Origin of the sequence: Spirillospora sp. NPDC127506 (assembly GCF_040302145.1) — a bacterium.
GTDB lineage: Bacteria > Actinomycetota > Actinomycetes > Streptosporangiales > Streptosporangiaceae > Spirillospora.
This window is the reverse complement of the sequence record NZ_JBEORG010000004.1, coordinates 44,294-68,442: the sequence shown is the minus strand read 5'-3', so window position 1 is coordinate 68,442 and position 24,149 is coordinate 44,294. Positions and strand designations below refer to the sequence as shown.

Genomic DNA, 24,149 nt, shown 5'->3' with positions numbered 1-24,149 from the left:
ATGGCACCGGAACTGCTGGCTCCCGTCCCCGCGGAACTCCTCGACGACGATCTCGGCCTGCTGCTGCTCATCAGGCACTTCGAACGCAAGCTCCTGGAACTGTACGGCCGCGGGCTGCTGCACGGCACCACGCACACGTGCATCGGCCAGGAGTACATCCCGGTGGCCCTGGCCCCGCTGCTCGGCGAGGCCGACCACGTCTTCAGCAACCACCGCGGCCACGGTCACTACCTCGCCCGGTACCGGGACCCGTACGGCCTGCTCGCGGAGATCATGGGCCGGGAGGGCGCCGTCTGCTCCGGGGTGGGCGACAGCCAGCACATCCTGCGGGACCGCTACCTGTCCAGCGGCGTCCAGGGGCAGAGCCTGCCGGTCGCCGTGGGCGTGGCGCTGCACCTGGACCGGGCCGAGCCGGAAGCGCTCGCCCTGGCCTACATCGGGGACGGGACGTGGGGTGAGGGCGCCGTCTACGAGGCGCTCAACATGGCCTGCCTGTGGCGGCTGCCCCTGGTGGTGGTGACCGAGCACAACGGGATCGCCCAGTCCACCCCGACCGGTCGTCAGATGGCGGGCACGATCGGCGCTCGGGCGGCGGCGTTCGGTGCCCGCCACCACCGGACGGCCGCGGACGATGTGGTGCGAATTCGCGCCGAGGTCGGCCCGCTCGTCGAGGAGACCAGGCACGGCGCCGGGCCGCTGGTGCTGGAGTTCGAGACCCGGCGGCTGGGCCCGCACAGCAAGGGCGACGACACCCGCCCGGCCGAGGAGGTCCGGCGTCTGGAGGCCCGGGACTGGTACGCGCGGTACGCGGCGGCCGACGGCTTCCGCCGGCTGGACGACGAGGCCCGCCGGTTCGTGGACCTCGTCGCCGACGAGGTCCTCGGCCGCCCGCCGTCGGTGTGGGAGCGGTGATGCGTGTCGCGGAGAGTCTGAACGCGGCCCTGCACGGGGTGCTCCTCGACGATCCCCGCGTCCACCTGCTGGGCGAGGACGTGCTGGACCCGTACGGCGGCGCCTTCAAAATCACAAAAGGGCTGTCCAGCAGGTTCCCGGGCAGGGTGCTGGCCACCCCGATCAGCGAGGGCGGCGTCGTCGGGGTCGCCGGCGGGCTGGCGCTGACCGGAGACAAGCCGATCGTGGAGATCATGTTCTCCGACTTCGCGGCGCTCGCCTTCGACCAGATCCTCAACTTCGCCGCCAAGTCGGTCACGATGTACGGGCGGCGGCTCGGCCTGTCGCTGGTGATCCGCTGCCCGACCGGCGGCCACCGGGGGTACGGGCCCACCCACAGCCAGAGCCTGCAGAAGCATTTCATCGGGATCCCGGGCCTGTCGGTGTTCGAGGTGTCGCCGTTCGACGACCACCGCGGCCTGTTCGACACGATGCTCGCGCTGGGCGAGCCGTGCCTGCTCTTCGAGGACAAGGTCCTCTACACCCGGCGGGTCTTCACCGGCGGCGCGGTGGACGGCCTGTTCCGCTACGACGTGCTCGGCGACGTGGCCAGGGTCTACGCGGACGATCCGGAGACCTGCGACTGCGTGCTCATCGCGCCCGGCGGACTCGCCCACCGGGCGCTCGACGCGATGCGGGCGCTGCTGCTCGAAGAGGAGGTCAGCTGCGTGCTGCTGGTCCCCCGCCGTCTCCATCCGCTGGACGACGCCCTGGCAGCCGCCCTGCCGGGCCGGACCACCGCGGTGGTGGTCGCCGAGGACGGGCCGCCCGGCGCCGGCTGGGGCGCCGAGGTCGCGCACCGGCTGCACGAGCACCTGTGGGGCCGCCTGCGGCGACCGGTCCGCCTGGTCGCCTCCGCCGACAGCGTCATCCCGACCGCCGCCCACCTGGAACGCGACGTGCTGGTCCAGGACGGCGACATCCGCCGCGCCGTACAGGAGGCCGTACGTGCCTGAGATCCGCGTGCCGAAGCTCAACAACAACGACACCGAATACGTCCTGGTCGAATGGCTCGCCGAGGACGGCGCGGTGGTGCACGAGGGCGCCCCGCTGCTGGTCGTCGAGACCTCCAAGGCCGCCGAGGAACTCGCCTGCGAGACCTCCGGCGAGCTGCGCCGCCTGCTTCCGGAGGGCGCGACCTGCGCCCCCGGCCAACTCGTCGCCCGCATCGGCGACTCCACCGCGGAGCCGGAGCCGGAGCCCGCCTCGGAGCCGGCCCCGGAGCCGGCCCCGGAGCCGGCTGCGGAGCCCGTCGCGAAGACCGCGGCCGCCGTGGACGCCGACGGGACGGGTCCCGTGATCACGGCGCCCGCGCGGGCGCTGATCGACGAGCATGCCATCGAGCCGGAGCGGGTGCGGGCCCTGGGGCTCGCACTGGTCCGGCGCGCGGACGTGGAGAAGCTGATCGGCGGCGGGACGCCGGCGCTCCGGCCGCTGCCCGCGGTGCAGCGGGCGGTCGCGGCCACGGTGGAACGTTCTCGGCAGACCATTCCCGCCGCGTTCACCGCGATCAAGGTGAACGCCGGGCCTGCGCTGGCCCGCGGCAAGGCGCTCACCCGGGAGCTGCGCGCACTGGTCGGGCTGCCGGAGCTGGTCGTCCAGGCGGTGGCCGGGCTGCACGCGACGTTCCCGATGTTCTTCGCCGAGCCGGTGGACGGCCGGGACGTGCGGCTCTCGGAGCGGCCGGACATCGGCGTCACCGTCGACGTCGGCAAGGGGCTGTACGTGCCGGTCGTCCGGGACGCGGCCAGGCGCACGCTCCGGGAGATCGCCGAGACCACCATGCGGTTCCGGATGACCGCGCTGCGCGGGTCCTTCACCGAAGAGGACCTCGCCGGCGGCAACATCGTCATCGCACTGAACACCGACACGGACGCGCTGCTCGCCATACCGATCGTGCATCCCGGCCACGCCTGCGCGCTGTCGCTGTGCGCGCCCCATCAGGAACTCGTGCTGACCGATGACGGCGAGGTCGCCGCGCGGACGGCCGTGACGCTGGGCCTGGCCTACGACCACCGGTTGGTGAACGGCCGGGACGCCCTCGAATTCCTGCACGCGCTGCGGACCGCGCTGGAAGGAGCGTCGGCGTGACGACCACCGACGTCTCGGGCCTGTCGCCCGAACGCCAGGCCGCGCTCGCACGGCTGCTGGCCCAGCGCCGCGCCGCCGAGAGCGCGGGCATCAGGCCGCGGCCGCGCGACGGCGGCATGCTGCCCTGCTCGTTCGAGCAGCGCCGGATGTGGCTGGCCGCCCAGGTCGACCCGGACGGCGTCGCGAACGTCACGGCCGGGCTGAGCCTGCGCGGCGCCTTTGATCCGGACGCTCTGCGCGCCGCGGTCGGCGACCTCGTGCGGCGGCACGAGATCCTCCGGACCGCCATCGTGGACGTCGAGGGCGAGCCGTACCAGCGCATCGCGCCCGAGATCGAGCCGCCGGTCGAACTGGTGGACTTGAGCCACCTGCCCGCGGCCGCGCGCGAGGACCGCGCCCGCGACCTCGCCCGGCTCGCGGCCGGTGAGCGCTTCGACCTGGCCCGCGCACCGCTGTTCCGCGTGCACCTCTACCGGCTCGCGCCCGAGGAGCACCGGCTGCTGTTCGTCTGGCACCACATCAACGCCGACGGCTGGTCGGTGGACAACGCCATCGGCGAGATCGCCGCCGCGTACCAGGCCCACCGGGACGGCACGCCGCTCGACCTGCCGCCGCTGCCCGTCCAGTACGCGGACTACGCCGCCTGGTCGCGGGAGCGCATGACCGGTGACGTCCGGCGCGGCCGCCTGGACTACTGGAAGGACCGGCTGTCCGCCGATCCGACCGAGCTGCGCACCGGTGAGCCCGGCCCGGCGCGCACGGCGGAGGTGGTCGCCACGGTCCCGGCCTCGCTGGCCGAGGCGGTGCGGTCGGCGGGCGGCCCCCGGACGACGCCGTACGCGGCCTTCCTCACCGCGTACAAGGTCCTGCTGATGCGGCTCACCGGCGAGCGGGACGTCACGGTCGGCTCGGTCACCGGCGGCCGCGGGCGCACCGAACTGGAGCCGCTGATCGGCTGCTTCATCAACCTGCTGCCGCTGCGCACCGGGCTCGGCCGCGAGCTGACCTTCCGGGAGGCGGTGGCCCGGGTGCGGGCGACGCTCGGCGGCGCCCTGCAGCACGAGCTGCCGTTCGACGAGCTGGTCTCCGGGCTGTCCGCCGGCCGCGGCGGCCGGTCGGGAAGCCTGTTCCAGAGCGCCGTCATCCACCAGCAGGCGCACGCCGAGCATCCGGATTGGCGCGGGCCGGCGGTGGAACGCTGGGGACGGCCGCTCGACGAGGCGGCCTTCGACCTGGCGCTGATCGTCCGGGAGCTGCCGGGCGAGTTCGAGCTGTGCTTCCGCTTCCGCGGTGACCGGTTCGCCGCGGAGGCCGTGGAGGACCTGGCCGCGCGGTTCGAGACGCTGCTGCGCTCGATCGAGGCGGCGCCGCTGGCCCGGCTGGGCGACCATGAGCTGCTCGGCCCCGGGGAACACGACCGGGTCGTCCGGGAATGGAACGCGACCGGCGCCGTCCGCCCGCCGTGGACCGGGCTGCACCGGATCATCGAACCGCACGTGCGCGACACCCCGGACGCCCCGGCGGTCGCCTTCGGCGAGCGGACGCTGAGCTACGCGGAGCTCGACCGGGGCGCCACCCGGCTGGCCCGGCGGCTGCGCGGGCTCGGCGCCGGGCGGGACGTCCCGATCGGCGTGTGCCTCGATCAGAGCGTGCAGACCGCGATCGCGGTGTTCGGCGTGCTGAAGGCGGGTGCGCCGTACCTGCCGCTCGATCCGGAGCTGCCGCCGTCCCGGCTGGAGTACATGCTGTCCGACGCGGGCGCGCCCGTGGTCATCACGACGCCCGGACTGGCTCCCGGGCTCACCGGCTGCGGCGCCCGGATCGTCCTCATCGGCGAAGACGGCCTCCCCGTGGAGGACCTCCCCGAGAAGCCGCTGGACGACGGCGCCGGGCCGGACGACCTGGCGTACGTCATCTACACCTCCGGGTCGACCGGGACGCCCAAGGGCGTCGCGGTGCAGCACCGGCAGATCGTCAACTACCTGGAGGGCGTGCGGCAGCGGTTCGGCATCCGGCCCGGGTCGGCGTTCGGGCTGCTCCAGTCGCTGACGTTCGACTTCGGCATCACCACCTTCTACCTTGCGCTGGCCACCGGCGGCCGACTGCACATGATCCCCAAGCGGTCCTCGGGCGCCGAGCTGGCCGCCGCCATGGCCGAGGCCGGCATCGACTACCTGAAGATGACGCCGTCGCACCTCGCCGCGCTCGCCGACGAGGTCGGCGCCGAAGCGCTGCTGCCGCGCCGGGCGCTCATCGTCGGCGGCGAGGCGTCGCGTACCGCCTGGCTGCGCGAGCTGGCCGGATACGGCAGATGCGAGGTGTTCAACCACTACGGGCCCACCGAGGCCACGGTGGGCCTCACCACCTGGCGGGTGACCGCGGACGGCCCCGCGGGCACGCTCGCCCCGATCGGCGGCCCGCTGCCCGGCGCGCGGGCGTACGTGCTGGACGAGGACCTGCACCCGGTGCCGCCCGGCGTGACCGGCGAGATCTTCCTGGGCGGCGACCGGCTGGCCCGCTGCTACCTGGGCCGGCCCGAGCTCACCGCGGAACGGTTCGTCGCCGACCCGTTCGGCGCCCCCGGCGACCGGCTGTACCGCACCGGCGACCTCGGCCGGTACCTGCCGGACGGGAACCTGGAGTTCCTCGGCCGCCGCGACCACCAGGTCAAGATCCGCGGCTACCGGGTGGAACTCGGCGAGGTGGAGGCGGCGCTGGCGACCTGCCCGGGCGTGGTGCAGGCGGTGGCGACGGTCCGGAACGACCGGCTGATCGCCTACCTGGAGGGCACGGCCCGCCTCCCGGCCGGCGACCTGCGGGCCCGGCTGGCCGGGCGGCTGCCCGACTACATGGTGCCGAGCCGGTTCGTGTGGCTGGAGCGCTTCCCGCTGCAGGCGCACGGCAAGGTCGACCGCAAGCGGCTGCCCGACCCGGTGGACGACCGATCCGACCAGGTGACGGCCTTCGTCCAACCGGAGGGGCCGATCGAGCGCGTCGTCGCCCAGGTGTGGGCCGATGTGCTGGGCATTGAGCGGATCGGGGCGCTGGACGACTTCTTCGACCTCGGCGGCCATTCCCTGCTGGCCACGCAGGTGGTCGCGCGGCTGCGGCGCGCGCTGCCCCCGGGCGCCCGCCCGGTCAGCGTGGTGGAGCTGTTCGACAAGCCGACCGTGCGGGGCGTCGCGCGGCTCGCCGCCGGACCCGACGCGGAACGGCCGCTCCTGCACGAGCTGACCCGTACCGGGTCCGCCGAGGTCTCGTATGTGTGCGTGCCCTACGGCGGCGCCAACGCGGTGGTCTTCCAGCCGCTCGCGGACGCCCTGCCGGAGGGGCACGCGCTCTACTCCGTCGCGGTGCCGGGCCACGACGTCGCCGTGGAGGAGGAGACGCGGCCCCTTGAGGAGGTCGCGGAGCGCTGCGCGGCGGAGATCCTGGAACGGATCCGCGGGCCTCTGGTCGTCTACGGGCACTGTGGTCCCGGTGGGGCGCTCGCCATCGAGATCGCCCGCCGCGTCGAGGCCGCCGGGCGCCGGATCGACGCGGTGTACCTCGGCGGCGTGTTCCCCTTCGCCCGGCCCCGCGGGCGGGTGCTCGGGCCGCTGTTCCGCGCGCTGCGGATCGAGCGCCTGCGCAGCGACACCGTCTACGCCAACTGGCTGCAGGCCATCGGGGCCGATCTGACCGAGGCCGACGCCGAGCAGCGCCGGTTCCTGGTCAGGGCGATGCGCGCGGACGCCGAGCAGGCCGAGGAGTACTTCACCGGGCTGCTCGACCGGGGCGTGCCACCGCTCGCCGCGCCCGTCATCTCGGTGGTGGGGGAGCGGGATCCCGGCACCGAGTTCTACCGCGAGCGCTACCGGGAGTGGGGCTTCCTCACCGGCACCACCGCGCTCGTGGTGATCGACGAGGCCGGGCACTACTTCCTGAAGTACCGGGCCGCGGAACTCGCCGAGATCGTGACCACGGTGCACCGGGACCTGTCCGCCCCCGGCCGGGGGCCGGACGCCACATGGTGGCTGCAGGCCGTCGACGACACCGCGTCCGCCGGACCGGCGGTCTCCTCCGGCACGCCGGACGAGGTGCGGCCCAGCATGGGGCGGTTCCTGGGGGTCGCGGCCGGCCAGATGGTCTCCATGATCGGTACGGCGCTGACCGAGTACGCCATCCCGATGTGGACCTACCTGGAGTCGGGCTCGCTGCTGCGCTTCACCGTCTTCGCGCTGGTGGCCCTGGTGCCGGGCCTGCTGGCCGCGCCGCTGCTGGGCGCCCTGGTGGACAGGACCGACAGGCGGCGGGCGCTGCTGGCGTCCGGCCTGGTGGCGGGCGGCGTGCAGGGGGTGCTGCTGGTCGTCCTGGCGAGCACCGGCGGCCTGCCCGCGATCCCGTTGTACGCCCTGCTCTGCGTCCTGTCGGTGGCGCTCACCGCGCAGCGGCTCGCGTACGGCTCCGCGGTGCCGCAACTGATCCCCAAGCAGTACATGGGGCACGCCAACGGCGTCGTGCAGTTCACCATGGGGGTGGCCCGCTTCCTGGTCCCGGTGGTCGCGGTGGGGATGATGGCGACGGTCGGCCTGTCGGCCATCCTGACCATCGACGTGGTCAGCTATGTGGCGGCGGTCGGCGTGCTGGCGCTCGTGCGCTTCCCCGACACCCTGCCGTGGCGCCCGCGCGAGGGCCTGGCGGCCGAGGTCCGGTACGGCTTCCACTACCTGTGGCGGCGGCCCGGACTGCGCGCCATGGTCGTCTACTTTTTCGTTCTCAACATCTTCCTGGCCGCGGTCTTCGTGCTGATCTCACCGCTCGCGCTGTCGGCGGGCACGCTGTCGGACGCGGGCTGGATCGCCATGATCGCCGGCATCGGCGCGACGGCCGGCGGGGCGCTGATGGCCCTGTGGGGCGGCCCCAGGCTGCGCCGCATGCGCGGGATGCTCCTGTTCGCGCTGCTGTTCGCGGGCTGCTGCACGGTCGCCGGGCTGCGCCCCGCGCTGCCCGTCATCGCCGCCGGCGTCTTCGGCATGTGCCTGACGATGGCCGTGGTGGACGGCATCTGGATGACCGTCATCCACACCAAGGTCCCGCACCGCTTCCACGCCCGCGTGATCGCGGTGAACCAGATGCTCGCCATGTCCACCCAGCCCCTGGGACTGGTGCTGGTGGCGCCGCTGGCCCCCGCGCTCTTCAACCCGCTGCTCGAACCCGACGGCCCGCTGGCCGGCACGGTCGGCGGGCTGCTGGGCACCGGAGAGGGCCGCGGCATCGGCCTGCTCTATGTCCTGTGCGGCCTGGGCATGGCCCTTTGGACGGCCGCCGCGCTGCGCCATCCCCTGCTCGCCCACTTCGACCGCGACACACCCGACGCCGAACCCGACGACCTGGTCGGCCTCCGCACCATACAGAGCCGAACCACGTCCTGACCTCCGTCCGGGCGGGGATGCCCGGGTTCAGGCGAGACCGCGGGGCGCGCCGGCCATGTCACGCCTACGCAGTGGGCCTGCGCGCTCCCGCGGTCCTGCCTGACGGTCCTGATGTTGGAAGGTCTCAGGTGGACGGAGACCGGGTGCACTTCAGTTTGGTGCCCTCCCAGTGGCAGGTCTGCTGGTAGCCGGAGCGGAAGGGCGCGCCGGCCCACGGGTAGCGGTCGTCGGGCTGCTTGCCGGGCATGACGCCGGTGAAGTTGGCGGCGTCATCGATGCTTCCGGTGCCGGTGTACTCGGGCCGCATCGGATAGGGGTAGACGGGCCGCGTCCGGACGATCTTGTCCCCGTCCTTCTCGGCGGCGATGATCTTCTGCGGGGCGGCGCCCTTCTCGACCCAGTCGTACAGGGGTGTGAACAGGTCGAAGGTGTCGGGTCCATAGCCGTTGACGCAGTGGAAGACGCCGGGGAACAGGAACGTCCGCGCGAAGGTCTGAGTGGCCTTCATCCCGCCCATCCGCCGGGTGAGGGCGTGGTTGTAGGCCAGTGTGCTCTCGGTGGGGATGGCGGGGTCGGACCAGCCGTGCCACATGATGAGCTTGCCGCCGTGGTCGCGGAAGCGGGTCAGGTCGGGGTCGGTGGAGTCGTAGATGCCGCTCATCTCGCGGAGCTTCTTGAAGGTGCGCAGGTCGAAGCGGTGGTCCTGCAGGGTGTAGGACGCGGGCGGGTTGTTCCAGGACCCGAAGTACTTCAGGTAGTTGTACCCGAGGGCTTCCAGGCCGCCGGTCCGGCCCTGGGGTGCGATCACGTAGCCGAGCCACGCCGCCTCGCTGCCCTTGGCGAGGCCGGCCGGGAACAGCTTCCTGCCGTGGGCGTCGACCGGGCCTTGGTAGAACTTGCGGACCACGTCGATTTGGTCTGTGGTCAGGCAGGTGGGCTGGGGCGAGGCGGTGGGGCAGCGCAGGGCGGCGGGGTCGAAGTCGCAGTCGCGGGGGTCGCCGATGAGGCCGTCTTTGAGGCCGTCGGTGGCGTCGCAGGCGGCCATGACCTTGCTCTGCAGGAGGGGGAGCTGGTCGGGGCCGAGGATCTGGTGGCCGTCGCGGTCGGTGTTGACGGTGGCGATCCAGGGGAAGAACTCCCCGGCCAGTGCGACGAGGTTGTTGCCGGGGGCGCCGGCGATGATGCCGTCGAAGTCGTCGGGGTAGCGCTGGGCCTCCATCAGCGCCTGCCGTCCGCCGTTGGAGCATCCGGCGAAGTAGGAGTGCCGCGGGGCCTGCCCGTAGTAGGCCTTGGTGACGGCCTTGGCGGCCAGCGCGGTGACGTGTTCGGAGCGGTATCCGGCGTCGATGCGCAGTTGCGGGTCGGAGTGGGCCCAGACGGCGTCGAACGCGTCGGCGCCGATGTGGCCGCTGTCGCCGGCGCCGATGACGACGTGCCCGTCGTCGGGGGGTGCGCATCCGCCGGGGACGGAGTGGTTGGGGTTGTCGGGGTCGGCGAATCCGCAGAAGCCGCCGCAGCCCAGCTGTACGTAGCGTCCGGTCCAGGCCTGTTCCGGGAGCCGGAGCTCGAACTGGACCTGCGGCGAGACGTAGCCCTTGACCTGGCAGTACGCGGGCTTGCCCTGGCCCGCCGCCACAGGCGTCGCCGAAATGATCTTTGTCGGTGCGTCCGGGAGGCCGGTGAGGTCCAGGGCGGTGAGCTGCCGGCAGGAGATCGCAGCGGCCGTCGGTGCCCCTGCATTGGCCGGTGTTCCACCGGTGAGGGCCTGGGCTGCGGTGACCGCCAGCAGGACGGCCGTGAGGCTGCCGACGATCAGGAGAATGGGTCTGTTTTTGGGCAGGCTTACGCGAATCATGTGGGGTGGTGTCCTTCCGCGGGGGTGGCAGCAGGGGACTCCTCTGCTGCGGCCGGAACGGGTGGCGGTGTTGGGCGGGTGCCGGTGTCGTCAGTTGACCTGGCGGCTGCGGCCCGCCCAGTACGGTGCCCGCAGCGACTTCTTGTCGATCTTTCCTGAGGGGTTGGTGGGCAGGGAGTCGACGAAGTCGACGCTCTTGGGCGCCCAGACGCTGCCCTTGTGCTTCTTGACCAGGTCGATGAGCTCGCCGGGTTCGACCGGGGTGTCGGGCCGGGTGACGACGAGGGCCTTGACCGCTTCGCCCCACCGCGGGTCCGGGACGCCGATGACGGCGCACTGGGCGACGGCGGGGTGGGTGATCAGGACGTCCTCGATCTGGCGGGGGAAGACGTTGAAGCCGCCGGTGACGATCATGTCCTTCTTGCGGTCGACGATGAACACGTAGCCGTCGTCGTCGATGTAGCCGATGTCGCCGGACCGGACCCAGCCGTCCTGCATCGCCTCGGCGTCCCGCCCGGCATCGACGTATCCGACCATCTGCCCGGGCTGGGAGGCGCAGATCTCGCCGGTCTCGCCCGGCGGCAGGGCGTTCCCGTCGGCGTCGCGGACGGACAGGTCGACGTGGTACATCGCTCGTCCCGCCGAGGCCAGCCGGGCGATCCCCTCGGGGGAGTCGACGCGGTGGTCTTCCTTGCGCAGGCAGGTCATGTAGCCGGGCTCGGTTCCGGCGTAGGTCTGGGCGAAGACGGGTCCGAACGTCTCCAGCGCGCGCCGGAGCCGGTCGGGCGCCATCGGCGACCCGGCGTAGATGATCGTGCGGAGCGTGGACAGGTCGGCCTTCTCCCGGCGGGGGTGGTCCAGCAGCATGTAGACGATCGTGGGGACGACGGCGGTGGCCGTCACGCCTTCCCGCTCGATGGTGTCCAGCAGCAGGTCGAGGTCGAAGCCGGGCAGCAGGACGTTGGTGCCGCCGCGCATGAAGACCGGCATCACGAAGGTCTGGGTGAAGTGGGTGAGCGGCGCGGCGTGGGCGAAGATCTCGCCGGGGCGGATGTCGCCGATCTCCAGGCCGGCGGTGATGGCGTAGTGCGACCAGGTGGCGTGGGTCTGCAGGACGCCCTTGGGGACGCCGGTGGTGCCGGAGGTGAACCCGACGAAGGCCAGGTCGTCGGGACTGACCTCCACGCCCGGGTCGGCCGGGGGCCGCGTGTCGAAGGCGGTCCGGTAGTCCAGGACGCCGTCGCGGGGGTCGCCGTCGCCGAGCCGGATGAGGTGCTGGAGCTCGGGGAGCCGGTCGCGGATGTGCGCGATCTGGTCGTCGAAGGACGCATGGTAGATCAGCGTGGAGGCCCCGACTTCGTCGAGGTAGTAGTGGAAGTCCTCGGCCGAGGCGCGGGTGGGCATCTGGGTGACGGCCGCGCCGGCCTTCCAGATCCCGCACATGGTCGGGATGAACTCCAGGCAGTTGGGCATCAGAAGCCCGACGCGATGATGGGCGCCGACCCCGAGTCCGGCGAGGCCGTGGCCGACGCGGTTGGCCCACTGGTGCATCTGCGCGTAGGTGAGGCGCCGGTCGGCGTCGACGAGGGCGGTGCGGTCGGCGTAGTAGGTGCACGTCCGGTCGAAGACCTTGGGCAGTGTTCCCCACATGGCGTCTACCTTCCTGATCCCGTGGTGGCCGCGGATTGCCGTGGTGGTGAGGGTCGCCGGTGCCCGGTGGATCGCTGGAGCGCCTCGGCCGTCGCTCGCCGCGCCTGGTCGTACTCGCGCTGGGTCTGCTGGACGAGTTCGGCGACGCTGAGGACCTCGTTGATTCCCGAGACGCTGTGGCCGGCGCTCCATACGTTGCGCTGGTTGAGGAGGCGCTGCTGGGCGAAGCCGTCCGCGGCCGGGGACAATGCGTCGGCGGTCGCCTTCAGCCATTCATCCAGGAAGTTGACCGGTAGCCCGCTCAGGGCCGTGGTGAGGGTGACGTCGTCCAAGGTGGCGTCGACCAGGGCCTGCCGGAAGGCGTCCTCGGCAAGGCTCTCGGTGGTCGCGATGAACTTGGTGCCCATGTAGGCCAGGTCGGCGCCCAAGGTCTGGGCCGCCCACAGTGCGACGCCGTCCGACACGCCTCCCGCGAGGACGATCGGTCCGTCGAAGCGGCTGCGGACGGCCCGGACGTACGACAGCGGGTTCGCCCACCCCGTCTGCCCGCCGGCGCCCGCCGTCAGCAGCACCAGGCCGTCGACGCCGGCGTCGATCGCGCGGTCGACGTGGCGCATGCTCGCGACGTCGGCGAAGACCAGGCAGCCGGCGTCCTGCAGCGGTCCGAGGACCGGGACGGGGGAGCCCACACTGGTGATCACCAGCGGCACCTCGTGGCGGACCAGCGCGGCGACGTCGCGTTCGAGCCGGTCGTTCGAGCGGTGAACGACGAGGTTGGCGGCGAACGGCGCGGCGGCGTCCCCCAGGTCGATGAGGCCGGCGGTGATCTGCTCCAGCCAGCCGTCGAGTTCGAGGACGGTCCACGCGTTGTGGGTCGGGAATGATCCGACGACCCCGGCACGGCACGCCGCGATCACCAGGTCCGGGCCCGACACGTCGGTCATCGGTGCCGCCACGAGCGGGAGCGCGAGATGGTCCAGCCGGGAGGGCAACGCCATCGCTCCTCCAAAGAGTGAAGATCTGATACTTGATCTTGATGTCCGGTTGTAGGTCTAAGGTGCACTCCTGGTGGCGTAAGTAAATATGGATTAACCTTCCTTGGCAAGAGTGAGCACACTGGGAGTGCGGAGGTTCTGCGTGGAGCGTGTCGTTCACATCGCCGGCGTCGGGATGACGCCGTTCGCCAAACCGAGTGCCAGCCCCGCCTACAACGTGCTGGGCGAACAGGCCGCACGGGCCGCCCTCGCCGACGCCGGGCTCGGCTACGACCAGGTGCAGCAGGCGTACGCCGGATATGTCTACGGAGACTCGACCTGCGGCCAGGCGGCCCTGTACGGGCTGGGCCGGACGGGGATCCCGATCGTCAACGTCAACAACAACTGCGCCACCGGCTCCTCGGCGCTGTGGCTGGCCCGCCAGGCCGTCCAGAGCGGGGTGGCGGAGTGCGCGCTGGCCGTGGGATTCGAGCAGATGCGGCCCGGTGCCCTGGCGAGCGTCTGGGACGACCGCGCCGACCCTCTCGACCGGTTCGAGGCGGTGATGTCGCAGGTCCAAGAGGTCGACCCGCACGCGCCGGTGGCCGCGCAGTACTTCGGTGGAGCCGGCCAGGCCTACGCCGACGCCCACGGGACGGCGCCCGAGACGTTCGCCAAGATCTCGGTCAAGGCGCGGCGGCACGCCGCCGGAAACCCCCACGCGGTGTTCCGGGCGGCGCTCACCGAGGAGGAAGTACTGGCCTCCCCCCGCATCTGGGGTCCGCTGACCCGCCTGCAATGCTGCCCGCCCACGTGCGGGGCGGCCGCCGCCGTGGTCTGCAGCGCCGAGTTCGCGCGGCGGCACGGTCTGGACACCTCGGTCGCCATCCGGGCCCAGGCGCTCACCACCGACACCGCGTCCACGTTCGACGCCAAGGACATGCTGAAGGTCGTCGGATACGACATGAGCCGGGCAGCCGCGGAACGCGTCTACGCCGATGCCGGCGTCGGCCCCGAAGACCTGGACGTGGTGGAGCTGCACGACTGCTTCACCACCAACGAGCTGATCAGCTACGAGGCGCTCGGCCTGACCCCCGAGGGGACCGCCGAGAGGTTCGTTCTCGACGGGGACAACACCTACGGCGGGAAGGTCGTCACCAACCCCTCCGGCGGGCTGCTGTCCAAAGGGCACCCGCTCGGGGCCACCGGCCTGGCCCAATGCGCCGAACTGGTCTGGCAGCTGCGCGGCCAGGCCGACGCGCGGCAGGTCGAGGGCGCCCGGCTGGCACTGCAGCACAACATCGGACTTGGCGGAGCCGCCGTGGTCACCCTCTACGAGAGGACCGCCTGATGGCCGCCCCGTCGGCGATCGGCCTGTCCACCCCGCCATCGACGGTCGACGTCGAGCGCGGCCGGCTGCGCCTGTTCGCCAAGGCCATCGGAGAGACCGACCCCGTCTACACCGACCTCGACGCAGCTCTCAAGGCCGGCCACCGCGACCTGCCCGTCCCCCCGACCTTCCTGTTCTGCCTGGAGATGGACCGGCCGGACCCGTTCGCCTTCCTGACCGAGGCCGGGATCGATCTGGCGCACGTCCTGCACGGCGAGCAGAGCTTCACCTACCACGCGCTCTGCCACGCCGGCGACAGCCTGACCTTCGAGTCCCGCATCACCGACGACTACGAACGCAAGGGCGGCACGCTCCGCTTCCTCGTCCGCGAAACCCGCGTCACCCGGGGACGGGAGCCGATCGCCGACCTCGGCAACGTCATCGTCGTCCGGCAGCCGGAGGCCCGAGCATGACGCCTCTCACCGAACTGCGCGAAGGCGACGAACTACCGCCCCTCCGGGTGCCGAGGATCAGCCGGACGACCCTGGCCCTGTACGCGGGCGCATCAGGAGACCACAACCCCGTCCACATCGACCTCGACGCCGCCCGCAAGGCCGGACTCGACGACGTCTTCGCCCAAGGCATGCTCTCCATGGCCTACCTGGGCCGGCTCCTGACCGGCTGGGTGCCCCAGGACCGCATCCGCTCCTACAGCGTCCGCTTCACCGCCATCACCCCGCTGCACGCCGAGCCGGTCTGCACCGGACGCGTCACCGCGATCGAGGACGACGACGGAGAACGCCGAGCCCGCCTCGACCTCCAGGTCGCCCTGGGGGACGGCACCGTCACCCTGAGCGGCCAGGCCCTCATCGCACTGACATGACACCACCGGAAAGGACCCCCGTGGGAACACTCGACGGCAAGACCGCCCTCGTCTCGGGCTCCGGCCGCGGCATCGGCCGCGCCATCGCCCTCAAACTCGCGAGCCACGGCGCCCGCGTCGTCATCAACGACCTCGACCCCGAACCGGCGGAGGAGACCCTGACGGCGATCAAGGCCGCGGGCGGCGAGGCGGTCGCCTGCCTGGGCAGCGTCACCGACGACGACTTCGCCGAACGGTTCGCGGCGACCGCCGTCGACACCTACGGCGGCGTCGACATCGTGATCAACAACGCCGGCTACACCTGGGACACCGTCATCCAGAAGATGACCGACGACCAGTGGGACGCCATCCTGGACGTCCACCTCAAGGCGCCGTTCCGCATCCTGCGCGCCGTCCAGCCGGTCATCGGCGCCCGCGCCAAGGCCGAACAAGCCGGCGGCCTGCGCATCCACCGCAAGATCGTCAACATCTCCTCGATCGCCGGGCTCGGCGGCAACGCCGGCCAGGCCAACTACAGCGCCGCCAAGGCCGGCATCGTCGGCCTCACCAAGACCCTCGCCAAGGAATGGGGCCGCTACAACGTCAACGTCAACGCCGTCGCCTACGGCCTCATCCGGACCCGCCTCACCGAAGCGGCCGCCGACACCGACGCCGCCATCGACGTCCAGGGACGCCGGATCAAAGTCGGCGTCAACCCCGGCCTGCTCACCGCCATGGAGCGGATGATCCCGCTCGGCCGGGCCGGCACCCCCGAAGAGGCCGCCGGGGCGGTCTACCTGCTGTGCCTGCCCGAGTCGGACTACATCAGCGGCCAGGTCGTCGTCTGCGGCGGCGGCTACTCCTGAACGGACCTAACATTCCCCACGTGATGCCGACCGAGGACAAAGCCGAGATGACCCCGGCCACACCGGCGGACACCTCTCCCGCACGGGCCAGGCGCCCCCGCGACCGCAAAGCGCAGATCGTGTCCGCTGCCGCGGATCTGTTCCACCGCTCCGGCTACCACACCGTGACGATGGAACAGATCGCCGGCGCGGTCGGCATCACGGCCGGAGGCCTGTACCGCCACTTCCGCAACAAGGAGCAACTGCTCGCCCGCACCGTCGACGACGGCCTGGCGGCCTTCGAGACCGCCGTCACCGACACACCGCCCGGAGACATCGACGCCCTCCTGGACGTCATGGCCACGATCACACTGGACCGACGTGACCTGGGCGTACTGTGGCAACGCGAATCCCGGAACCTGCCCGCGGCAGACCGGGACCTGCTCCGCGCCCGCTTCCGCCACATCGCACGACGCACCGCGGCGGTCATCCACGCGGCCAGGCCCGAACTCGCCCCCGCCGACGCCGACCTGCTGACCTGGGCGCTGTTCGCCGTCTTCGCCAGCCCCTCGCACCACGCGGTACAGCTTCCCCGCACCCGCTTCCACGCCCTGCTGCGCCGCCTGGGCGGCACCGTCGTCGGCGCCGAACTCCCCGCCGCCCGCGACACCGGCGCACCGAGACCCGGCCCCAACGCCGGGCTTCCCCGCGCCTCACGCAGGGAATCGGTCCTGGACGCCGCCGCACGCCTGTTCGGAGAACACGGCTACCAGGCCGTCAGCATGGACGACATCGGCGCCGCCGCCGGCATCAGCGGCGCCGCAATCTACAAGCACGTGACGGGCAAACCCGAACTCCTGGTCGCCGCCCTCACCCGCGCCGCCGACGCCCTGCACATGGACGCCTCGCGGATCTTCGCCGCCGCGTCCACCCCCGGCCAGGCCCTCAGCAGCCTCCTGCGGTCCTACATCGACCTGACCCTGACCTCCAGCCACCTCACCGGCGCCCTGATCACCGAACTCGTCCACCTGCCCGACGACCAGCGCCACACCATCCGCCGCCTGCAACACGACTACGTCGGCGAATGGGTCCAGCTCCTCACCACCCAGACACCCGGCCTCACCGAACCCGAAGCCCGCGTGATCACCCAGGCCGTCCTCGCCATCGTCAACGACCTGGCCCGCATCCAGCACCTGCGCCGGCGCCCCGACCTCGCCGACGACCTCGCCGCCCTCGGCCAAGCCGTCCTCACACCGCCACGACCAGCCACGCCCTGACCCTGGGGTCGGCCGGCAATATCTCGCTCGCCTCGCGGAAGGAGGCCGCTTTCATGACTGCCCGCACCGATGACCCGCAGGTGGCGCTCGCGACCGGCGAGGCCACCGTCAACCGGCTGCTCGACGCCAAGCTAGGCGGCTGACCGCCGTGCCCAGGCCGTCCCTCCGGACACGTGCGGTGCGATGGACCGCCGCGCTCGCCGCGGCGACGATCCTCGGCCTGGTCTGCGCTCCCGCCGGGCACGCCGAGGACGGTCCCGACACCGCGGCCATCGACCAGTTCGTCCGCGAACGGCTGGCCTCGACCAGGCTGCCGGGGCTGGCGCTGGCCGTCACCCGCGGCACCACGACCGTCATGCTGCGCGGCTACGGCCACGACGGGCGCGGCGATCCCCTCACCCCCGACGCGCAGCTGCACATCGCCTCGCTGAGCAAGTCCTTCACCGCGTTCGCCGTCATGCGCCTGGCCGAAGCGGGACGGATCGACCTGGACCGGCCCGTCCGCCGGTCGCTGCCCGGGTTCCGCCTCGCCGACCCGGCCGGCGACCGCATCACCGTCCGGGAACTGCTGAACCAGACCAGCGGGCTCGGCGACCGAGGCTTCCCCCAGATCGCGCACGACGAAGTCACCAGCCTCGCCGGACGAGTCGCCGACCTCAGGCACGCGCACCTGGTGGACGCCCCCGGCCGCGCGTTCCACTACAGCGACCTGAACTACCAGGTCCTCGGCAGGCTGCTGGAGGTCGTGACCGGGCGGCCGCTGTCGGCGGTACTGCGCGACGAAGTGTTCGCACCGCTCGGCATGAACGCCACCCTCGCCGTCCCCACCAGCCAGGACGGCCCCCGCGCCGCCCCGCGCCTCGCCCAGGGCGGCATCCTGCTGTACGGGTTCCCCGTCGGCCGGCCCGAACTCCACGGCCTGCTCGCCGGGTCCAGCGGAGTCATCACCACCGCACGCGACATGACGGCCTGGCTCGTCCAGCACGCCACCGGCACCGCACCCGACGGGCGGCGGCTCCTCAGCGCGGCGGCGATCCGCACCCTGCACACCCCGCCGTCCGGCGTGGACGGCGGCTACGCGATGGGCTGGCTGGCGCGCACGCCCCACCGGATCGAGCACCACGGCGTGCTGGCCACCTACAGCGCCGACCAGGTCGTCCTGCCCGGCAGCCGCACCGGCATCGCCCTGCTGTACCCCGCCCAGAACGCGCTCGCCGACACCGAGGGCATCAAGGAGGGGATCATCGCGCTGGCCACGGGACGCCACCCACCGGGCACCCGCTTCCCCGACGGGCGCGTCACCGCCGTGCTGCTCGGCGCCCTCACCATCGGCTCCGCCGCCCTGCGCGTCCGGGCCCTGACCCGGATCCGCCGCTGGACGGCCACGGCACGCGCCAGGAGCAGGTGGCGGACACTCGCACTGACCGTGCCCCAGATCGCCTGGCCACCGGCCGTCGCCGCCCTGGCCGCCGCGCTCCCCTGGCTGATCGGGCGCACCGCCGGCCGCGTGTTCTCCCACACCCAGCTGTTCCTGGCCATGCCCGCGATCGAGATCTGGCTGATCTCCGCCGGAATCCTCGGCATCATCCTCAGCACGGCCAGAATCGCCGCCCTCGCGCGCCGGCCACAGCGGGACGACCGCGGAGACTAGCCGCCGGCGAGGAACCCGGTCATGGACGTGGAGGACGCCGCCTGCCGGGCACGGTTCCTCAGACCTGCCGCCGCGAGCTCCTCGACCGCGTGTTGATCCGGAACCAGCGTCACCTGCTCCTCGGTACTCAGGTCGAAGAGATGACCGCCTCGCCTGTGTAAGGAAGGCTGAGCCGTTCGAGGACATTGCGCGCCGCGTCGTTGAACGCGCTGCGGATGCCGTGCCGTTCGAGGGTCGCCACACCGCGTACCGTCGACTCTCCGGGCGAGCCCACCTCGCGCCGGACGGCGCCGGTGTCGCCGCGCCGCTCGATGAGCAGTTCCGCCGTGCCGGCCAGCGTGTCGAGGAACATGTCGGTGGCCTGCTGCAGCGGCAGGCCGTAGCAGACCGCCGCGTCGATGGCGGCCTCCGCGATGAGCGCGATGTAGGCGGGCATGACGCCGCTGGTCGCCGTCGCGAGGTCCATCTGGTGCTCCGGCAGGACGACGACCCGGCCGAGCCGGCTGAGCAGCGGCATGGCCGCCTCGCCGCCTGCCGCGACCGCGACAACGCCGCGGCGGACCTCGACCGGCGTGTTGGGCATCGTCCGTACGACGGTCGCTCCGGGGTAGGCATGGCGCAGCTGGGCGACGGTCGTCGGACCGAGTACGGAAATGATCATCTTTCCGGTCGCATCGACCCCTCGGGCGATCTCCTCGAGCTGGTCCGGCCGGTGGGCCAGGACCACGGTGTCCGCCTGGTCGAACAGCTCCTCGTTGTCGCGGAGCGCCGCACCGCCCAGCTCGGCGACGAGCGCGGCCGCGCGGCCCGAACCGGAGTCCGTGGCCAACACCGGCTCGCCCCAGCCGCGGGCCATCGCCCGCGCCATGTTTCCCGCACCGACGAAACCAATCATGGAAACTCCCTGTCACTCCGTTGAGATGGTCGTTCCTGGGGCGGCGGCCACGAGCTTCTTCGTGTACCAGTGAGTCGGGCTGGACAAGAGTTCCGCTGTCTCACCGCTCTCTACGATCTTGCCTTCGCGGAGGACGATGGCGCGGTCGGTCATCTGGCGGGCGACCGCCAGGTCATGGGTGATGAACAGCATGGTGATCCCGTTCTGCCGCCTCAGGTTCCGGAACAGTTCGAGAACCTGCGCTTGGACCGAGACGTCGAGCGCGGCGACGGGCTCGTCGCAGATGAGCAGATCAGGGTCCGTGGCGATCGCCCGGGCGATCGCCACGCGCTGCCGCTCCCCTCCGGACAGGTCCGATGGGCGGCGGCCTGCGTAACTAACGGGGAGGCCGACCAAGGCGAGAAGGTCGGTGTGGTCGGGTACGGGGCGGCCGTCCGCGCGGAGCGCGCGGTGCTTGATCGCTTCCCGCAGGGTCGAGCCGATGCTCAGGGACGGGTTGAGGGAAGAGTAGGGATCCTGGAAGACGATCTGCACCCTTGGGGGGTTTCTTCGCGCGCCATTAGGGCTCATGCCGGAGCCGAAGCGTATCTCTCCGGAATCTGCGCTTTCGAGGCCGAGAAGAATACGTGCGATGGTCGTCTTTCCGGAACCGGATTCTCCGAGTAGGCCGAGGGATTCGCCGGTGCGTATCTGGAATGACACGCCGTCCAGCGCGACCGTAGTGCGGGACGACCCGATGATGGGCCGAGTCCGGAAGGTCTTGCGGAGATTGCGAACCGTGAGGAGTTCGTCCCGCCGGTTTCGGGCTTCGGCCTGCTCTGTTCGTCCGCGGTCGTGCGTTGCGCGGGTGGCGTCCATCTCGTCGGCGATGTCCGCGGCGCGCAGGCAGGCGGTCAGGTGCCCGTCGTTCACCGGTGACAGTTCTGGCCTTACTGTGCGGCACTCCTCGGTGCTCCATCGGCAACGGTCGGTGAAAGCGCATTTGCGCTGGACGTTCTCGGCAGGCGGTACGTTGCCGGGTATGAAGGCCAGTTCGCGGAGGTAGCGGTCGCGGGGGATCCGGGACATCAGCAGGCCGAGCGTGTACGGGTGACGCGGCCGAGCGGCGAGGGCCCCGGCCGGGGCGCTTTCGAGCGCGGTCCCCGCGTACATGACATGCACGCGGTCGCATGAGCCGAAGGCGATATCGAGATCGTGGGTGACGAGGATCAATGACATCCCGCGCCGCCGCCGTAGCCGGCCGAGCAGTTCCAGGACGTCGGCCTGCGAGGACGGGTCCAGGGCGGTGGTCGGCTCATCGGCCAAGAGCACGTCGGGGTCGCGGGCCAGCGCCGCGGCGATCGCGGCCCGCTGCCGCATGCCGCCGGACAACTGGAAGGGGTACCTGGCGGCCACGTCGGGGTCCAGCCCGACCTCGGCGAGCCGGCGCTCCACCTGCTGCCTGCGGACGGCGGTGTCACTCCGGACACCGGGTTCCAGCGATTCTTTGATCGTCTCGCCCACCGGCTGGAGCGGGTTGAGCATCGTGAACGGATCTTGCAGGAGGAGGCTCATCCGGCGGCCCCGGATGTTCCTCAGTCGCTTCTCCGGCAGATCGAGAAGGGAGAGTCCGTCCAGGACGATCTCGCCTGCGGCTCGCACCGTGCGGGGAAGGAGGCCCACGAGCGACCGGAGCGTCATCGACTTGCCTGATCCGGACTCGCCGACGAGCCCCATCGCCTCCCCCCGCATGAGGGTGAAGTCGACGGGGTCGACGATCCGGCGTCTCCGGCCGCCGGAGCCGGCCGTGATCGTCAGGTTCGCCGCCGTGAGCAGGGGAGTCTGATCGGTCATCGTTTCTCCGTCCCGACAGTCGCCCTGTCGTGGATCCGGTCGCCGACGAGGGTGGCGCTGCCGGCCGTGATCATGATGAGCAGTGCGGGCGCCAGGGACATGAACGGGTTCTCGAAGATGAGTTCCTGACCGTCGGCGAGCATCGTGCCCCAGTCGGCGGCGCCGGGCGCCACCCCGAGCCCGAGGAACGACAGTGCGGAGAAGGAGACCAGCGCGGTCACGAACTCCAGCAGGAAGGTCGCGACGATCGTCGGCAGGACGTTCGGCAGGAGGTGGCGGACGAGGATGACCGCCGGCCGGACGCCGAGGGCGCGGGCCGCGTCGATGTACGGCAGTTGCGCCTGCGCCAGGGCGCTGCTCCTGACCATGCGTATCGTCCCCGGCATGGTGAGCACGGTGAGCACGCCGATCGTGACGGGGTAGCTGCCGCTGACGGTTCCGATGACGACGATGGCCACCAGCAGGGCGGGCATGGAGTAGAGGACGTCGGCCCCTCTGGAGATCAGCCCGTCGATCCGGCCGCCGTGGTATCCGGCGGCGAGCCCCAGCAGCCCGCCGATCACCAGCACGCTGACGGCGACCGCCAGCGGTCCGGCGACGGCCGGCAGCGTTCCCGCGATCACCCGCGACAGCACGTCCCGTCCGAGGACGTCGGTTCCCAGCAGGTGATCCGCGCTGGGAGGCGTCACTCCCAGCCCCGGGTTCTGCGCGTCCGGGTCCTGCGGGGCGAGCCAGGCACCGAACACCGAGGTCAGGCCGACCGCGATGAGGACGCCGGGCAGCGCCATCCGCAGTGGTTTCCGCACCACGGCGGCGGCCTTGCGTGCCGGGGGAGTGGCCGGGTCGGTGCCGGCGGCCGCCGTCCCGCCCGACTTCATGGTCCGGTCCGTGATCACGGGGACGTCCTCCCTCCCAGCCTCAGCCGGGGGTCGACCAGAAGGGCCACCAGGTCCACGAGCAGGTTGGTCAGGACGACCACCACCGCGATCAGCAGGCCGAGCGCCTGGATGACGGGGATGTCCTTGGCCTCGACCGAGTCGACCATGAGGGTGCCGATTCCCTGGAGCGAGAAGACGCTCTCCACCAGGACGGTGCCCGCCGCGAGCTGTACGACGATGAGCCCCATCGTGTTGACGACCGGCAGGGCGCTGTTGCGCAGCACGTACCGGCCGAGCACACGCCCCGTCCGCAGACCTCGGGCGTCGGCGAAGGTGACGTAGTCCTGCCGGGAGATGTCCAGGACGGCGGCCCTGGTCTGCCGGATGACGATGGCGACCAGGACGATCGCCAGCGTGATCGCCGGCAGGACCAGGTGCTCGAACCGGTCGATCCCCGCATCGCCGGCGCCGAACACCGGTGCGCCGAGCCCCACCCCGAAGACGTAGATCAGCAGAATGCCCGTGGCGAACGGCGGCGAGCTCATGCCGATCACGGCGACGAACGACGTGAGCCGATCGGTCGTCCCGCCGCGCCGCAGGCCCGCGAGGACCCCCGCGGGAATGCCCACCGCCGCGACCAAGACGAGGGTGAGGGCCGCGAGCTGGCCGCTCACCGGGGCGAACTCGCCGATGCGGGCCAGCGCGGGGGTGTGCGAGCGGAGCGACCGGCCGAAATCGAGGTGGACGGCGCGTTCCAGCCAGTTCCAGTACTGGACCATGATCGGCTCGTCGAGGCGGTACTCCCGGGTCAGGGCCGCGATCTGCTCCTCGCTCGCGTCCTCTCCGCCGAGAAGCGTCGTCAGCACGGAGCCGGGTGCGAGTTGCAGCAGCCCGAAGATCAGGAAGCTCACCGCGAGCAGAAGGCCCGCGCTGACGGCGAGGCGCTTCAGCGCGAATCGGATCAGTGCCATGGCCGCACCGGCCCGGGCTGGTGACGGGGACCGTCAGGCGCGGGCATCGGCCGCCTCCGCCGAGGCACGGTCCTTGCGCACGAGGTTGGTCCGCCGGAGCCGCACGACCTCGGCGCCGGCCTGGTTGGTCCCGACCGTCTCCCAGGTGACGACGCCGGTTCCGGGCCGACTCGCCGATTCGCGGAGCGCCACGACGGTCGAGCGGGCGGAGAGGGTGTCTCCCGGGTACACGGGAACACCGAACTCGATCGCGTCGACGCCCAGGAAGGGGCCGCCCGACTCGCTCAGGTCCTCGACCGAGAGCCCGACCACGGTGCACAGCACCAGCATCGGATTGACGACGAGCCGCTCGTGCCCGTGCGCGCGCGCGAACTCGGAGTTGACGTAGAGGGGGAGCCACGAGCAGGTGGTGGTAGAGAACAGGATGCTCTCGGCCTCGGTGACGGTCCGCCCCCAGTGGTGTTCGATCACCTCGTGCAGGGTGAAGTCGCCAAAGACGCGCCCCTTCTCCTGCAGGACGAACCGATCGAAATCGACATCGGCCATAAGACGCCTCCTCGCACGGCACGCCAGGCGGGCCGTGGTCACGAGGCACGACGCGCGTGGAAGAGGCGGCGGGCACGGTGGCCTGGACGTCTCACGGCGGCGTGGCCTCGGTGGATCGGGGAAATC

At 71.8% G+C, this 24,149-nt stretch carries 18 protein-coding genes; 10 read left to right on the top strand and 8 right to left on the bottom strand.

From position 1 onward, the window contains the following. Genes ABTW95_RS06195 through ABTW95_RS06180 form a run of 4 tightly spaced genes read left to right on the top strand, consistent with a single transcriptional unit; the run spans position 1 to position 8,456 of the window. Positions 1–912, top strand: coding sequence for a thiamine pyrophosphate-dependent dehydrogenase E1 component subunit alpha (locus ABTW95_RS06195; protein WP_500225139.1), 912 nt, complete (start codon positions 1–3; stop codon positions 910–912). Further along, positions 912–1,907 carry an alpha-ketoacid dehydrogenase subunit beta gene (locus ABTW95_RS06190; protein WP_500225136.1) on the top strand — a complete coding sequence of 332 codons (996 nt, stop codon included), beginning with the start codon at positions 912–914 and terminating at the stop codon, positions 1,905–1,907. Before ABTW95_RS06195 ends, ABTW95_RS06190 begins: the two co-directional genes overlap by 1 nt. Beyond that, complete coding sequence (locus ABTW95_RS06185) at positions 1,900–3,042, top strand: 2-oxo acid dehydrogenase subunit E2 (protein WP_500225134.1); 1,143 nt, start codon at positions 1,900–1,902, stop codon at positions 3,040–3,042. The genes ABTW95_RS06190 and ABTW95_RS06185 overlap by 8 nt, the downstream gene beginning before the upstream one ends. After that, a complete protein-coding gene (locus ABTW95_RS06180; RefSeq protein WP_500225132.1) occupies positions 3,039–8,456 on the top strand; it encodes a non-ribosomal peptide synthetase/MFS transporter in 5,418 nt (1,805 codons plus the stop codon). The genes ABTW95_RS06185 and ABTW95_RS06180 overlap by 4 nt, the downstream gene beginning before the upstream one ends. 124 nt (positions 8,457–8,580) lie before the next feature. Here ABTW95_RS06180 and ABTW95_RS06175 read toward each other — a convergent pair whose 3' ends face one another. The 3 genes from ABTW95_RS06175 to ABTW95_RS06165 all read right to left on the bottom strand — a co-directional run bounded on the left by ABTW95_RS06175 (position 8,581) and on the right by ABTW95_RS06165 (position 12,959). Then, a complete protein-coding gene (locus tag ABTW95_RS06175) occupies positions 8,581–10,311 on the bottom strand; it encodes a tannase/feruloyl esterase family alpha/beta hydrolase (protein ID WP_500225129.1) in 1,731 nt (576 codons plus the stop codon). A gap of 90 nt (positions 10,312–10,401) precedes the next feature. Continuing rightward, positions 10,402–11,961 carry an acyl-CoA synthetase gene (locus ABTW95_RS06170; protein ID WP_500225127.1) on the bottom strand — a complete coding sequence of 520 codons (1,560 nt, stop codon included), beginning with the start codon at positions 11,959–11,961 and terminating at the stop codon, positions 10,402–10,404. Between the two features lie 5 nt (positions 11,962–11,966). Then, a complete protein-coding gene (locus ABTW95_RS06165) occupies positions 11,967–12,959 on the bottom strand; it encodes an NAD(P)H-dependent flavin oxidoreductase (RefSeq protein ID WP_500225125.1) in 993 nt (330 codons plus the stop codon). Positions 12,960–13,098: 139 nt separating this feature from the next. On the opposite strand from ABTW95_RS06165, the gene ABTW95_RS06160 reads away from it, so the two are divergent. From ABTW95_RS06160 to ABTW95_RS06135, 6 genes are all read left to right on the top strand, one after another. After that, positions 13,099–14,286 (top strand): lipid-transfer protein, encoded by a 1,188-nt coding sequence (locus tag ABTW95_RS06160; protein ID WP_500225122.1) that lies wholly within the window; start codon positions 13,099–13,101, stop codon positions 14,284–14,286. After that, the gene (locus ABTW95_RS06155) at positions 14,286–14,738 is read left to right on the top strand and encodes a MaoC family dehydratase N-terminal domain-containing protein (protein ID WP_396449640.1); all 453 of its coding nucleotides are present in this window, start codon (positions 14,286–14,288) and stop codon (positions 14,736–14,738) included. Before ABTW95_RS06160 ends, ABTW95_RS06155 begins: the two co-directional genes overlap by 1 nt. Continuing rightward, on the top strand, positions 14,735–15,148 hold the full coding sequence (locus tag ABTW95_RS06150) for a MaoC family dehydratase (protein ID WP_500225120.1): 414 nt from the start codon (positions 14,735–14,737) through the stop codon (positions 15,146–15,148). The genes ABTW95_RS06155 and ABTW95_RS06150 overlap by 4 nt, the downstream gene beginning before the upstream one ends. 20 nt (positions 15,149–15,168) lie before the next feature. Then, positions 15,169–15,993, top strand: a complete 825-nt coding sequence (locus ABTW95_RS06145) for an SDR family NAD(P)-dependent oxidoreductase (protein WP_500225118.1) — start codon at positions 15,169–15,171, stop codon at positions 15,991–15,993. 23 nt (positions 15,994–16,016) lie between these two features. Further along, the gene (locus tag ABTW95_RS06140) at positions 16,017–17,249 is read left to right on the top strand and encodes a TetR/AcrR family transcriptional regulator (protein WP_500225436.1); all 1,233 of its coding nucleotides are present in this window, start codon (positions 16,017–16,019) and stop codon (positions 17,247–17,249) included. 178 nt (positions 17,250–17,427) lie between these two features. Then, complete coding sequence (locus tag ABTW95_RS06135; protein WP_500225117.1) at positions 17,428–18,900, top strand: serine hydrolase domain-containing protein; 1,473 nt, start codon at positions 17,428–17,430, stop codon at positions 18,898–18,900. 127 nt (positions 18,901–19,027) lie between these two features. On the opposite strand, the gene ABTW95_RS06130 is transcribed toward ABTW95_RS06135, so the two are convergent. From ABTW95_RS06130 to ABTW95_RS06110, 5 genes are read right to left on the bottom strand one after another with little or no spacing between them, the layout of a single operon-like run. Continuing rightward, on the bottom strand, positions 19,028–19,795 hold the full coding sequence (locus ABTW95_RS06130) for a pyrroline-5-carboxylate reductase family protein (protein ID WP_396449644.1): 768 nt from the start codon (positions 19,793–19,795) through the stop codon (positions 19,028–19,030). 12 nt (positions 19,796–19,807) lie between these two features. Next, positions 19,808–21,628 (bottom strand): ABC transporter ATP-binding protein, encoded by a 1,821-nt coding sequence (locus ABTW95_RS06125; RefSeq protein ID WP_500225116.1) that lies wholly within the window; start codon positions 21,626–21,628, stop codon positions 19,808–19,810. Continuing rightward, positions 21,625–22,524: an ABC transporter permease gene (locus ABTW95_RS06120; RefSeq protein WP_500225114.1), complete on the bottom strand. Its 900-nt coding sequence runs from the start codon at positions 22,522–22,524 to the stop codon at positions 21,625–21,627. Before ABTW95_RS06120 ends, ABTW95_RS06125 begins: the two co-directional genes overlap by 4 nt. Next, a complete protein-coding gene (locus ABTW95_RS06115; RefSeq protein WP_500225112.1) occupies positions 22,521–23,477 on the bottom strand; it encodes an ABC transporter permease in 957 nt (318 codons plus the stop codon). The genes ABTW95_RS06120 and ABTW95_RS06115 overlap by 4 nt, the downstream gene beginning before the upstream one ends. A gap of 33 nt (positions 23,478–23,510) precedes the next feature. Beyond that, the gene (locus ABTW95_RS06110) at positions 23,511–24,023 is read right to left on the bottom strand and encodes a MaoC family dehydratase (protein ID WP_500225109.1); all 513 of its coding nucleotides are present in this window, start codon (positions 24,021–24,023) and stop codon (positions 23,511–23,513) included. Positions 24,024–24,149: the final 126 nt, after the last annotated feature.